This is a genomic window from Streptomyces sp. NPDC047049 (assembly GCF_040643995.1).
In the GTDB taxonomy this organism is placed as follows: Bacteria; Actinomycetota; Actinomycetes; order Streptomycetales; family Streptomycetaceae; genus Streptomyces; species Streptomyces mooreae.
Genome location: NZ_JBEYVM010000014.1, coordinates 99,734 through 112,836, shown reverse-complemented (window position 1 = coordinate 112,836; position 13,103 = coordinate 99,734). Strand labels below are relative to the sequence as shown.

The window sequence follows — 13,103 nt, the reverse complement described above, 5'->3', positions numbered from 1 at the left end:
TACGGCCCAGGGCGGAGACGAGGCCGGGATCAGGCCGGGGCGGGGGCCGCGGGCGGTGCCGCGCGGCCCCTCCTGGCGGGGCCCGGGGTGAGAGGTGTGCCGGTGGGGCCGTGGCCGGGAGGCGTGGCCTACGGCCCGGGGCCGGAGGCCGGGGACCGGAGGCCGGGGCCCTACTTGATGCCGGCCGCCGCGCAGGCCTTCTTGACGTCGCCGGTGCAGATCTGGCTCGCCTTGTAGACCTTGTCCTTGATGATCGTGGAGGCGATGTTGTCCTTGGTCACGATCTGCGCGTCGTACAGCTTGGCCGGGATGCCCTTGACCTCGCCGCTGAGGCTGTCGACCTTGGTGTCCGTCAGGGAGCCGGTCTTCTCGCCCTTGAGCAGCTTGACGGCGATCTCGGCGGTGGAGTCGGCCTGCGGCTTGATCTGCTTGTAGATCGTGAAGGCCTGGTCGCCCTTGAGGATCCGCTGCAGCCCCGCGAGCTCGGCGTCCTGGCCGCCGACCGGGACCTTGACGCCCTTCTGCTTGAGCGCGGTGATGATGCCGCCGGCCATGCCGTCGTTGCCGGAGTAGACGCCCTGGATGCCGTCCTTGCCGAGCGAGTCGAGGGCCGCGTTCATCTTCTTGTTGGCCTCGTCCGTCGACCAGTCCGGAATGTCCTGCTCGTACGCGATCTTCTTGACCTGCTTGTCGAGGACGCTGTGGGCGCCCTTCTTGAAGAACGGCATGTTCGGGTCGGTCGGCGAACCGTTGATCATGACGACATCGCTGTCCTTGGCCTTGTCGCCGAGCGCCTTGACCAGCGCCTGGCCCTGCAGGCGGCCGATCTTCTCGTTGTCGTAGGACACGTAGGCGGAGAGCTTGCCCTCGGCCAGCCGGTCGTAGGCGACGACCTTGACGCCCTTCTTGGCGGCCTGGTTCACCCAGGACTTCGTCGCCTTGTAGTCGACGGCATCCAGAATGATCACCTTCACGCCCTGGGTGATCAGCGCGTCGAACTGCTTCTTCTGGGTCTCGGTCTCCTGCGCCGCGTTGTTGTACTTGACCGTGCAGTCGCTGCACAGCGCCTTGATCTTCGCCTCCATCAGCGGGCGGTCGAAGGTCTCGTAGCGCGTGGTCTTGTTCTCCGGCAGGAGCAGGCCGATGGTCTTGTTGTCGCCGCCGCCCTTGGCGTTGTCGCCGGCCTTGCCGCACGCGGCCACGGAGAGCGCCATCGAGACGGCGGCGGTGCCTATGACGACGCGACGCGTCCAAACGTTCATGGGGTTGCCTCCCTGACGAGGCCGCGTCGTTGCGGCCGAGGTGGCTGGAAGTCAACTCGGCCCCCAGCCGACCGTCAAGGAGTAAATCCTTAACGAGATGACAACGGTGCCATGCGTTAGCTGTGTGAACTCAGCTCTTTCATGCCAGGGCCGGAGCGTCCGCGGACTGCGCCCCGTCGAGCAGGGTCGAATCGCCCATCTCGCTCAGTACCAGCGCCAGCGCGCCCAGCACCTCCGCCCGGCCTCCGAGCGTGCCCGGGACGACCCCCAACTGCCGTGCCGCGCTGGGGATCGCGTAGCGCGACACCGATTCCCGGATCGGGGCCAGGACCAGCTCACCGGCCTCGGCGAGATCACCGCCGAGCACCACCCGGCTGGGATTGAGCAGATTGCACAGGTTCGCCACACCACTGCCGACATGACGGCCTACGTCCGCAATCACCCGCCGGCAGCCCGGGTCGCCCTCACGGGCCAGCTGCACCACCCGCGCCATGGTCAGATCCGGCCCGTGGCTCGGCTGGAGCAGCGGGAGCACATAGCGGGCCGCGGTGAAGGTCTCCAGGCAGCCGCGGTTGCCGCAGCGGCACACCGGGCCGGACTCGTCCAGCGTGATGTGCCCGATCTCCCCGGCCGTGCCGCCCGGCCCCCGGTAGATCTGCCCGCTGATCACCAGGCCGGCCCCGACACCGCTGGCGACCTTGATGTACGCCAGGTCGGCGGCACCGCGGCCCCCGCCCCACACCAGCTCGCCCAGTGCGCCGAGGTTGGCGTCGTTGTCGACGTAGACGGGCACGCCGAGGCGCCCGGACAGCTCCTGGCGGGGGTTCGTCCCCGACCAGCCCGGCAGGATCGCCGTCGAGCCCAGCGTCCCGGACTCGACGTCGATGGGTCCCGGTACGCCCAGCCCGACGCCGATGACCTTGCCCGCGTCGAGTCCGGTGGCCGTGATCAGCCGGTTGACCAGCTCTTCCGCCCGGTCGAAGCCTTCGGCGGCGGAGGCGTCCACATCGATCGGCTCGGCCTGTTCGGCGAGCACCTGGTGGGCGAGGTTGCCGACCGCCACCCGCAGATGGGAGTGCCCGAAATCGACCCCGACGACGATGCCCGCGTCGCCGGAGAGGGAGACACTGCGCGCCCGCCGCCCGCCCGCCGAGGTCGGGGTCACCTCAACGGTTCCGCCGTCCTTCAGCTCACGAACGATGTTGGAAACGGTGGCCGCGGACAGCCCCGTGCTCCGGGCGATCTCCGCCTGCGTGAGAGAGCCCGCCATACGCACCGCACGTACGACCCGCTCCAGATTGGCCCGGTGCAGCGAGGACTGCGACCCCGGAGTCTCCATCGACTCATCCACTCCCGTCTGGGGCCGGGGGTACCTCCCAGTGGTGACTGGGGGAGGTACGACGACCGCCCGCCGGCCGCACCCACACCTTTGGAGGACGGCCCTCGATTCAACATGTGAACTCTAAGCAGAACTCCAGCCGGGAAGTCTCGTCAAGGCGTTGAGCCCATGCATGATCAGGAGAGGCCGCGCCGGGACGCCCGCGGGGGCGGCCGCGCCGCAGCGGAGCCGCCCCCTGGCACACACCGGGCGCCGCCCGAAGTCGGCGCAAACCCATCGCCGCCGACGGCCGGTATACGGCGCCCGGCCCACTCCCCTATTTGAGGGCGCCGGCGGTCAGCCCGGCCACCACCTGCCGCTGGAAGATGATGTACGCGGCGAGCACCGGCAGCATCGCGATCGTCAGCCCCGCGAACAGACCGGACCAGTCCCCCTTGTAGCCCTGACTCACCGCCAGCGCCACCAGTCCCTGGGTCAGCATCTTCTTGTCCGGGTCCCCGACGTTGAGCACCGTCGGCAGCAGGTACTGGTTCCACTGCCCGAGGAAGTTGAAGATCCCGACGCTGATCAGGCCGGGCTTGGCCATCGGCAGCATCACCTGGAAGAAGGTGCGGGTGTGCGAGGCGCCGTCGATGAGTGCCGCCTCGGCCACCGAGGTGGGCAGCGTTTTGAAGAACCCGCTGAGGAAGAAGACCGTGAACGGCAGCGAGTAGGCGATGTAGACCAGGATCAGACCGTGGTAGGTGTCCAGCAGCGCCATGTTCTTCATGACGAAGAACAGCGGGACCAGCGCCAGGATGACCGGGAAGCCCATCCCGCCCACGAACAGGAAGTACAGGAAGCGGTTTCCCGGGAAGTCGAAGCGGGCCAGCACATAGGCCGCCATCGCGCCCAGCAGCATCGTGCCGACCAGTGAACCGCCCACGATGATCAGCGAGTTGAGGAAGTACTGGCCCATGTTCGCCTTGTCCCAGGCGCGTGACCAGTTGTCGAAGTGCAGGACCGAGGGCAGTCCCCAGGGCGAGCCGAAGATCTCGGAGTCGTCCTTGAAGGAGCTCACCACCGCCCACAGCAGCGGCATGGTGACCAAGAGGCCCCAGATGACCAGGACTCCGTGCGAGAAGACGTTGAGGACCGTGCCCTCGCTGGCGGTGCCGTCGGCACGGGTGCCGCCCTCACCGCCCTGTCCACGGCGCGGCCCGGGCACTCCCGGGGGCGCCGCGGCGGGCGCCTGCTCCTTCGTCACACCCGGGAGCTTGGCGGGATCCTTCTGCGCACTCATCAGAACTCCAGTCGCTCGCGTCGTCCCAGCCGCATCACGACGGCCGAGAAGACGAGGGTCACGATCAGCAGGGAAACGCCGATGGCCGTCGCGTATCCGGCCTGACCGTCGCGGAAGGTCTTCTGGTACACGTACAGCGGAAGGACCTCGGTCGAGTAGTCGGGACCGCCCGGCCCGACGCTCATGATCTGCACGAACGCGAAGGCCGACACGTCCAGGGCGAGGATGCCCATATAGATCCAGCCGGTCTGGACGGTGTCCCACAACAGCGGCAGGGTGATCCGGAAGAACGTGTTGAGGCGGTTCGCGCCGTCCAGCAGTGCGGCTTCGTAGAAGTCCTTGGGAATGGAGCTCATTCCGGCGGAGAAGAGCACGACGTAGAAGCCGACATTGGCCCACACCATCGCGGCCATGACGCACCACAGCGCGATCTGCGGATCACCCAGCCAGTCCGGCTGCACATTGCCGAGCCCGATCGCCTTGAGGAAGGCGTTGAGCGCACCGCTCTCCGGGTTGTAGGCGAACTGGAACAGCAGCGCGACGATCGGGACCGACAGCACCTGCGGGAAGAAGTAGAGGATTTTGTAGGTGCCCGAGCCACGCACCCCGCCGATGACCGCCTTCTTCCGGCGGCGGCCACCGACGTTGAGCATAAAGGCGAAGAAGAGCCCGAGCGAGAGCGTCACCACCGGCAGGAGCAGCAGCAGCGTCACGCTGTTGCCCACGGCGGACCAGAAGACCTCGTCCTTGAAGAGGCGCACATAGTTGTCGAGGCCGACCATCTTCATGTCCGGACTCAGTCCGGTCCAGTCCGTGAAGGAGTAGTAAATGGCCTGCACGAACGGCGAGATCACGAAGATCGCGTAAATCGCCAGCGGGAGGACCAAGAACCCCGCGATGAAACGGTACTTACCGTGTTTCATGACTACCGAATCCCGTTCTCTCCCTGCGTGTGCCACAGCCGGTGACGCGCCCCGGCCCTAGGGTCTGTCTTCAAAGTCCCGCCTGCCTTGCGGGCGAACGACGGGACTTTGAAGATAGGCCCTAGGGGGGCGGTGCCCGCCGAACTCGTCGGTCAGCGCTTGTACTTCTTGACGCTGGAGTCGTCGCGGGTGTCGTCCGCGTACTTCTGGATCTTCTTGATGGCCTCGTCCGGCGTCATCCGGCCGGCCATCATCTCGCCCAGCGCACCGACACCGATCCGCTCCTTCTGGAGCGCCACATACCAGTCCTGCAGCCGCGGATTGACGATGTTCTGGCCGGCCTTCTGCAGCGCCACCTGCGCCGATGCCAGACCGGGCGGAAGCTTCAGTCCCTCGGTTCCGCCGTTGAGCGAGGTGAGCGAGGAGACCTGCCTGATGAAGTTCTGCGAGGACTTCTTGCCGAGCATGATGCGCAGCAGTTCCATACCGCCCTCGGCGTTCCGGGCCTTCTTCGGCACGATGTACGGCTCGCCGCCCGAGGCCCAGAGGGTGCCGAACGGCATCTTGTCGGAGGGGGACAGGCTGGACGGGGCGCCGACCGCGAGATCGAAGTGCGGGTTCTTCGCGATCTGCTTGGCCGACTCGTTCTCCACCCAGGAACCGTTGGGGATGAACAGCGCCTTGCCCTCGGCCCACGCCTTCTGGGACTGCAGGTGGTCCAGGCCGGGCGAGCCCTTGAGGACGTAGCCCTTCTTGTAGAGCTCGTAATAGGCCTCGAAGGCCGCCTTGACCGCCGGGTCCTTCCAGGCGTTCGGCTCCAGATTGTCGATCTTCCGCAGGACCTCTTCACCGCCGATCTTGGCAATGAACGGGTACAGACTGAAGGGAAGGTAGTACGGGTACTTTCCCGGGTACGTCCAGCCGGCCACGCCCTTCTTCTTGGCCTTCGCGCACAGGGACAGCATGTCGTCCCAGGTCTGAGGGTATTCCGCATCCAGCTTCTGCAGATTGCTCTTGGAATACCAGACGCCGTAGACCGTGTAGGCGTAGTAGAGGATCCAGGTTTCCTTGCCGCCGAACTGGCCCATCTCGACCACACCGGGGCGCAGTGTGTCGCGCACCTTCTTGTGCGGATCGTCGACGGAGGGGGCATCGAGGAGCGCGGTGAGGTCGGTCAGCTGGTCCTTGGCCACCAGCGTGCCGAAATCCATCTGTTCCGCACCGGAGTTGTCGACGAGGTCGGGCGGATTTCCGCCGTTGAAACGCGGCTGCAGCGTCGACTGGATCTTCTGGGTCGACGAGAGCTTGACCTTGCCGTCGGCCTTCGGGAAGGACTTGAGGTACTCGCCCTGCGCGTCCTTGGCATAATTGTCGCCGAATCCGCCGTCGAAGATGACCACATCGAGGCCGGCCGACTCATTGACCGCCAGCGGATTCTTGGCTGATTTCTTGCCTTTCTCCACCTTGTTGTCTTCACCGCCACCGCCGCCGGCGCACGCCGACAACACCCCCATGGACGGTACGGCGATGATCCCCAGGGCCGCGGCTCGCTTGACCAGATCGCGACGGTTGAATTCAGAGGTGGATCCCATGCGCAAGTCCTCGCCTTCTTCAGGACTCAGGCGGTGTACCGGAGCCACCCCGGCACCGCGGGTCAGATGAAGCTGAGTTGTACGGGATGTGCACCGGGCTCACCAGCGAAATGCGGGGCACTCCTCGGTTCCCCGCCTTCTCCCCCGGCTCCGCGGCCGTGGTCGTACGGCCGGTCGGACGCCGACAGGTATAGTCCACTTCCGGCCTCAGGGGCAAGATCGAATGCAGGTTTGGGCGGCAGTCTTTCCCTAGTTGAGACCTCCCCGGTATGCAGGGGATTGCCCGGACGTCACCCTGTCGGACCGCCCGGCGACACCGCGGCCCACCGATCTCAGCGACACCCTTGACACCAAAGACCCCACGCACCTTACTTATCTCTGTTTATCTTGGCGTCATGTAACTGACAACGATGTCACTCTTGTTGAGAGGGCTCGCGTGCGGATCGGATACCGGCACCGTCCACAGCGGGGGATCCCCCGCCTCGCCGCCCTCGCGGCGGCCGCGCTACTCGTCATCACCATGCCCGGCCCGGCACGGGCCGCGCCGCCACAAAAGCCCCAGGGGGCCACGGAATTCCGCTCCTCCTTCGAATCCGGCGAACCGCAGCCGGACTGGACCGACAGCGTCGACACCGGCCCCGACGGCGCACCCCGGGCCTCGGGTGTCAGCCCGCAGACCGCCCCCGCCGCGCCCGGCATGAACACCCGGACCGACACCGGCCCCGACGCCTCCCCCACCGCCAAGGCGCACGCCGGCTTCAGCGGCGCCCATGCGCTGCGCTACTCCGGCACCCACACCGCCGACGGCCGCGGTTACTCGTACAACAAGATCTTCGACGTCAATCTCCGCGTCACCGCGGCCACTTCGCTCGCGTACAAGGTCTTCCCCGAGATGGCGAAGAGCGATCCGGACTATCCGGCGACCCACGCCGCCGTGGATCTGGCCTTCACCGACGGCACCTACCTCAGCGAGCTGTCCGCCGTCGACCAGCACGGCGCGCCGCTGACGCCGCAGGGCCAGGCCGCCTCCAAGACGCTCTACGCCAACCAGTGGAACCACCGGGAGTCGCGGATCGGCGCGGTCGCCGCCGGCAAGACCGTCGACCGGATCCTGGTCGCCTACGACGCGCCCCGGGCGCCGCGGACCGCACCGGCCTTCCGCGGCTGGGTCGACGACCTCGTCCTCGGCACCGAGGCGCCTCAGAAGCCCCTCGCCCACCTCTCCGACTACGCCGTCACCACCCGCGGCACGCTCTCCAGCGGCAGCTTCTCGCGCGGCAACACCTTCCCCGCCACCGCGGTCCCCAACGGGTTCAACTTCTGGACCCCGGTCACCAACGCGGGCTCCGCCGACTGGCTCTATGAGTACGCGCGCAAGAACAACGCCGCCAACCTGCCCACCCTCCAGGCCTTCAGCGCCAGCCATGAGCCGAGCCCGTGGATGGGAGACCGGCAGACCTTCCAGGTCATGCCGTCCGTCGCGGCCGGCACCCCGGATGCCTCCCGCACCGGCCGTGCGCTGCCCTTCCACCACGCCAACGAGACCGCGAAGCCGCACTACTACGGCGTGACCTTCGACAACGGCCTCAAGACGGAGATCACCCCGACCGACCACGCCGCGCTGATGCGCTTCACCTTTCCCGGCGACCAGGCGAGCCTGATCTTCGACAACGTCAACGACAGGGGCGGGCTGAGCCTGGACACCGAGCACGGGACCGTCACCGGCTTCTCGGACGTCCGGAGCGGCCTGTCCGTCGGCGCCACCCGGCTCTTCGTCTACGGCGTCTTCGACGCCCCGGTCACCGGGGGCGGCAGGCTGGAGGGCGGGGCCGGCAAGGACGTCACCGGCTATCTCCGCTTCAAGCCGGGGGCGGACCGCACCGTGACCATGCGGATCGCCACCTCCCTGATCAGCGTGGACCAGGCCAGGGCGAATCTGGACCGGGAGATTCCGGCCGACGTGACCTTCGCCGGCGTCCGGGACCGGGCTCAGGCGCAGTGGGACGACCTGCTGGGCCGGATCGAGGTCCAGGGCGCGAGCCGCGACCAGCTCACCACCCTCTACTCCAGCCTCTACCGCCTCTATCTCTACCCCAACTCCGGCTTCGAGAAGGTGGGTTCGCGCAGCCGTTACGCCTCGCCCTTCTCGCCGCAGACCGGCCAGGACACCCCGACCCACACCGGCTCGAAGATCGTCGACGGTGAGGTGTACGTCAACAACGGCTTCTGGGACACCTACCGGACCACCTGGCCCGCCTACTCCCTGTTCACCCCGGAACGGGCCGGGAAGATGGTCGACGGCTTCGTCCAGCAGTTCAAGGACGGCGGCTGGATCTCCCGCTGGTCCTCACCCGGCTATGCGGACCTGATGACCGGGACGAGTTCCGACGTGGCCTTCGCCGACGCCTACGCCAAGGGGGTGAAATTCGACGCCGAGGCGGCCTATGCCGCGGCCGTCAAGAACGCCACCGTCGCCCCGCCGGACTCCGGCGTCGGCCGCAAGGGCATGAACACCGCGCCCTTCCTCGGCTATACGAGCACCGATACCCGTGAGGGCATGTCCTGGGCGCTGGAGGGTTATCTCAACGACTTCGGCATCGCCCGTATGGGCAAGGCCCTGTACGAGAAGACCAAGAAGCCCCGCTACAAGGAAGAGTCCGCATATTTCCTGGGCCGCGCCCAGAACTACGTCAAGCTCTTCGACGACAAGGTCGGCTTCTTCCAGGGCAAGGACGCCCAGGGCCACTGGCGGCTGCCCCCGGACAGGTTCGATCCCCGGGTCTGGGGCAACGACTACACCGAGACCAACGCCTGGACCTTCGCCTTCACCGCGCCGCAGGACACCAGGGGCCTGGCCAACCTCTACGGCGGCCGCGCCGGCCTGGCCAAGAAGCTGGACGCCTACTTCTCCACACCGGAGACCGCGTCCAAGGAATTCGCCGGTTCCTACGGCGAGGTGATCCATGAAATGACCGAGGCCCGCGACACCCGGATGGGCATGTACGGCCACAGCAATCAGCCCGCGCACCACATCGGCTATCTGTACGACGCGGCCGGGCAGCCCTGGAAAACCCAGGAAAAGGTCCGCGAGGCGATGTCCCGGCTCTATCTCGGCAGTGAGATCGGCCAGGGATACCCGGGCGACGAGGACAACGGCGAGATGTCCGCGTGGTACGTCTTCAGCTCGCTCGGCTTCTATCCGCTGGTGATGGGCCAGGGCGAATACGCGGTGGGCTCCCCGCTGTTCACCCGGGCCACGGTCCACCTGGAAAACGGCCGCGACCTCACCATCAAGGCCCCGCGCAACAACGCCCGCAACGTCTATGTCCAAAGCCTCCGGGTGAACGGCAAGCCCTGGAATTCCACCGCTCTGCCGCACCGGCTCCTGGCCCGCGGCGGCACTCTGGACTTCACCATGGGCGAGGCCCCCTCCGCCTGGGGCACGGCGGCGGACGCCGCCCCCACGTCGATCACCCGGGACGCCAAGGTGCCCTCCCCGCCCGCCGACCGCTCGGACCCCGCGGCCGGCCCGCTCTTCGACAACACCTCGAAAACCTCCGCCACCTTCAGCACCGCCCCGGCCACGCTGACCGCGCCCGCCCGGATCACGTCGTACACCCTGACCTCAGCGGAGCGCGCCGCGGCGCCGTCGGGCTGGCAGCTGGAGGGCTCCGCCGACGGCCGGCACTGGCAGGTGGTCGACCACCGCGCCGGCGAGCACTTCACCTGGGACCGCCAGACGCGGGTGTTCGCCGTCGAACGCCCCGGCGACTTCCGGCACTACCGGCTCCGCACCGGCGCCGAGGCCACCCTGGCGGAGGTGGAACTGCTGAGCTGAGCGGCCGGCGCCGGCCCGGATACGCGGACGGGCCGCACTCCCCCGCCTGGGGAGTGCGGCCCGTCCCGTGCCGCCGGTCAGCTGCCGGCGGCCCGGCTCACTTGCGGATCAGCGAGCGCAGCACGTACTGCATGATGCCGCCGTTGCGGTAGTAGTCCGCCTCGCCGGGGGTGTCGATGCGCACGACCGCGTCGAACTCGACGCCGCTGTCGGTGGTCACCTTGACCGTGCGCGGCGTGGTGCCGTTGTTCAGCTCGGTCACGCCGGAGAAGGAGAAGGTCTCCTCGCCGGTCAGGCCGAGCGCCTCGGCGGACGCGCCCTCCGGGAACTGCAGCGGCAGGACGCCCATGCCGATGAGGTTCGAGCGGTGGATGCGCTCGTAGGACTCGGCGATGACGGCCTTGACGCCGAGCAGCGCGGTGCCCTTGGCGGCCCAGTCGCGGGACGAGCCGGAGCCGTACTCCTTGCCGGCCAGGATGACCAGCGGGGTGCCGGCGGCCTGGTAGTTCTGCGAGGCGTCGTAGATGAACGACACCGGAGCGCCGTCCTGGGTGAAGTCGCGGGTGAAGCCGCCCTCGGTGCCCGGCGCGATCTGGTTGCGCAGGCGGATGTTGGCGAAGGTGCCGCGGATCATGACCTCGTGGTTACCACGGCGCGAGCCGTAGGAGTTGAAGTCACGACGCTCGACGCCGTGCTCGGTGAGGTACTGGCCGGCCGGGGTGTCGGCCTTGATCGCACCGGCCGGGGAGATGTGGTCGGTGGTGACCGAGTCGCCCAGCTTGGCGAGCACGCGGGCGCCGGAGATGTCCGAGACCGGGGTGGTCTCCATCGTCATGCCCTCGAAGTACGGGGGCTTGCGCACGTAGGTCGACTCGGCGTCCCACTCAAAGGTGTTGCCGGTCGGGATCGGCAGCGCCTGCCACTGGGCGTCACCCGCGAAGACGTCCTGGTAGGACTTGTTGAACATGTCCTCGCCGATGGCGTTCGCCACGACGTCGTTGACCTCGGCCTCGGTCGGCCAGATGTCCTTGAGGTAGACCGGGTTGCCGTCGGCGTCGATGCCCAGCGCGTCCTCGGTGATGTTCACCTTCATGGAACCCGCGAGGGCGTACGCGACGACCAGCGGCGGGGACGCCAGGTAGTTCATCTTGACGTCGGGGTTGATCCGGCCCTCGAAGTTGCGGTTGCCGGAGAGCACCGAGGTGACGGCCAGGTCGTGGTCGTTGACGGCCTTGGAGACCTCCTCCGGCAGCGGGCCGGAGTTGCCGATGCAGGTGGTGCAGCCGTAGCCGACGAGGTTGAAGCCGACCTTGTCGAGGTACGGGGTGAGCCCGGCCTTGTCGAAGTAGTCGGTGACGACCTTCGAGCCCGGGGCGAGGGTGGTCTTGACCCACGGCTTGCGGGTCAGGCCCTTCTCCACGGCCTTCTTCGCGACCAGCGCGGCGGCGACCATGACGTACGGGTTCGAGGTGTTGGTGCAGGAGGTGATGGCCGCGACCGTCACCGCACCGTGGTCGATCTCGTAGGTCGAGCCGTCGGGGGCGGTCACGGTGACCGGGTTCGTCGGAACGCCGTTGGCGGAGGCCGGCGCGTCGGACGCGGGGAAGGACTCCTTGCCCGCCTCCTCGTCGTCGGCGACGTAGTTGCGCACGTCGACGGCGAACTGCTCCGCGGCGTTCGCGAGGACGATGCGGTCCTGCGGGCGCTTCGGACCGGCGATCGACGGGACGACCGTGGAGAGGTCCAGCTCCAGCTTCTCGGAGAAGTCGGGCTCGGCGGCCGGGTCGAGCCAGAGGCCCTGCTCCTTGGCGTACGCCTCGACGAGCGCGACCTGCTGGGCGTCGCGGCCGGTCAGACGCAGGTAGTTCAGGGTCTCGTCGTCGATCGGGAAGATCGCGGCGGTGGAGCCGAACTCCGGCGACATGTTGCCGATGGTGGCGCGGTTGGCCAGCGAGGTGGCGGCGACGCCCTCGCCGTAGAACTCGACGAACTTGCCGACGACGCCGTGCTTGCGCAGCATCTCGGTGATGGTCAGCACCAGGTCGGTGGCGGTGGTGCCGGGCTTGAGCTCACCGGTCAGCTTGAAGCCGACGACGCGCGGGATGAGCATGGAGACCGGCTGGCCGAGCATCGCGGCCTCGGCCTCGATGCCGCCGACGCCCCAGCCCAGCACACCGAGGCCGTTGACCATGGTGGTGTGCGAGTCGGTGCCGACGAGGGTGTCGGGGTACGCCTGGCCGTTGCGGACCATGACCGTGCGCGCCAGGTGCTCGATGTTCACCTGGTGGACGATGCCGGTGCCGGGCGGGACGACCTTGAACTCGTCGAAGGCGGTCTGGCCCCAGCGCAGGAACTGGTAGCGCTCCTTGTTGCGGCCGTACTCCAGCTCGACGTTCTGGCCGAAGGCGTCCTTGGTGCCGAACTTGTCGGCGATGACGGAGTGGTCGATGACCAGCTCGGCGGGCGCCAGCGGGTTGATCTTCGCCGGGTCGCCGCCCAGCTCCTTCACGGCCTCACGCATGGTGGCGAGGTCCACGACACAGGGCACGCCGGTGAAGTCCTGCATGATCACGCGGGCCGGCGTGAACTGGATCTCCTGGCTGGGCTGGGCCTGCGAGTCCCAGCCGCCGAGCGCCCGGATGTGGTCGGCGGTGATGTTCGCGCCGTCCTCGGTACGGAGCAGGTTCTCCAGCAGCACCTTCAGGCTGTAGGGAAGGCGCGCGGCGCCTTCGACCTTGTCCAGCCGGAAGATCTCGTACGACTCGTCGCCCACCTGCAGCGTGCTGCGGGCGTCGAAGCTGTTCGCCGACACGACAGTCTCCTTCATGCATGAATTCGCGCGTACCACCGCAATGCTGCCGTCACAG

Annotated in this window: 7 protein-coding genes; 1 reads left to right on the top strand and 6 read right to left on the bottom strand. The window is 67.8% G+C overall.

Features of this window, described 5'->3' with window-relative positions:
* Positions 1–170 precede the first annotated feature (170 nt).
* From ABZ851_RS26540 to ngcE, 5 genes are all read right to left on the bottom strand, one after another.
* Positions 171–1,262 (bottom strand): substrate-binding domain-containing protein, encoded by a 1,092-nt coding sequence (locus ABZ851_RS26540; protein ID WP_361132266.1) that lies wholly within the window; start codon positions 1,260–1,262, stop codon positions 171–173.
* A gap of 139 nt (positions 1,263–1,401) precedes the next feature.
* Positions 1,402–2,601 (bottom strand): ROK family transcriptional regulator, encoded by a 1,200-nt coding sequence (locus ABZ851_RS26535; RefSeq protein ID WP_361132263.1) that lies wholly within the window; start codon positions 2,599–2,601, stop codon positions 1,402–1,404.
* A gap of 316 nt (positions 2,602–2,917) precedes the next feature.
* Positions 2,918–3,883: a carbohydrate ABC transporter permease gene (locus tag ABZ851_RS26530; RefSeq protein WP_361132260.1), complete on the bottom strand. Its 966-nt coding sequence runs from the start codon at positions 3,881–3,883 to the stop codon at positions 2,918–2,920.
* Complete coding sequence (locus tag ABZ851_RS26525) at positions 3,883–4,806, bottom strand: sugar ABC transporter permease (RefSeq protein ID WP_361132257.1); 924 nt, start codon at positions 4,804–4,806, stop codon at positions 3,883–3,885. The genes ABZ851_RS26530 and ABZ851_RS26525 overlap by 1 nt, the downstream gene beginning before the upstream one ends.
* A 152-nt stretch (positions 4,807–4,958) precedes the next feature.
* Positions 4,959–6,398, bottom strand: coding sequence for an N-acetylglucosamine/diacetylchitobiose ABC transporter substrate-binding protein (gene ngcE / locus ABZ851_RS26520; RefSeq protein ID WP_361132254.1), 1,440 nt, complete (start codon positions 6,396–6,398; stop codon positions 4,959–4,961).
* Positions 6,399–6,834: 436 nt separating this feature from the next.
* On the opposite strand from ngcE, the gene ABZ851_RS26515 reads away from it, so the two are divergent.
* On the top strand, positions 6,835–10,236 hold the full coding sequence (locus ABZ851_RS26515) for a GH92 family glycosyl hydrolase (RefSeq protein ID WP_361132251.1): 3,402 nt from the start codon (positions 6,835–6,837) through the stop codon (positions 10,234–10,236).
* 97 nt (positions 10,237–10,333) lie between these two features.
* On the opposite strand, the gene acnA is transcribed toward ABZ851_RS26515, so the two are convergent.
* A complete protein-coding gene (gene acnA, locus ABZ851_RS26510; protein WP_361132248.1) occupies positions 10,334–13,048 on the bottom strand; it encodes an aconitate hydratase AcnA in 2,715 nt (904 codons plus the stop codon).
* Positions 13,049–13,103 lie beyond the last annotated feature (55 nt).

Coding starts and splice junctions, on each gene's coding strand:
- ABZ851_RS26540 (WP_361132266.1), bottom strand. CDS start 1,262: ATGAACGTTTGGACGCGTCGCGTCGTCATAGGCACCGCCGCCGTCTCG.
- ABZ851_RS26535 (WP_361132263.1), bottom strand. CDS start 2,601: ATGGAGACTCCGGGGTCGCAGTCCTCGCTGCACCGGGCCAATCTGGAG.
- ABZ851_RS26530 (WP_361132260.1), bottom strand. CDS start 3,883: ATGAGTGCGCAGAAGGATCCCGCCAAGCTCCCGGGTGTGACGAAGGAG.
- ABZ851_RS26525 (WP_361132257.1), bottom strand. CDS start 4,806: ATGAAACACGGTAAGTACCGTTTCATCGCGGGGTTCTTGGTCCTCCCG.
- ngcE (WP_361132254.1), bottom strand. CDS start 6,398: ATGGGATCCACCTCTGAATTCAACCGTCGCGATCTGGTCAAGCGAGCC.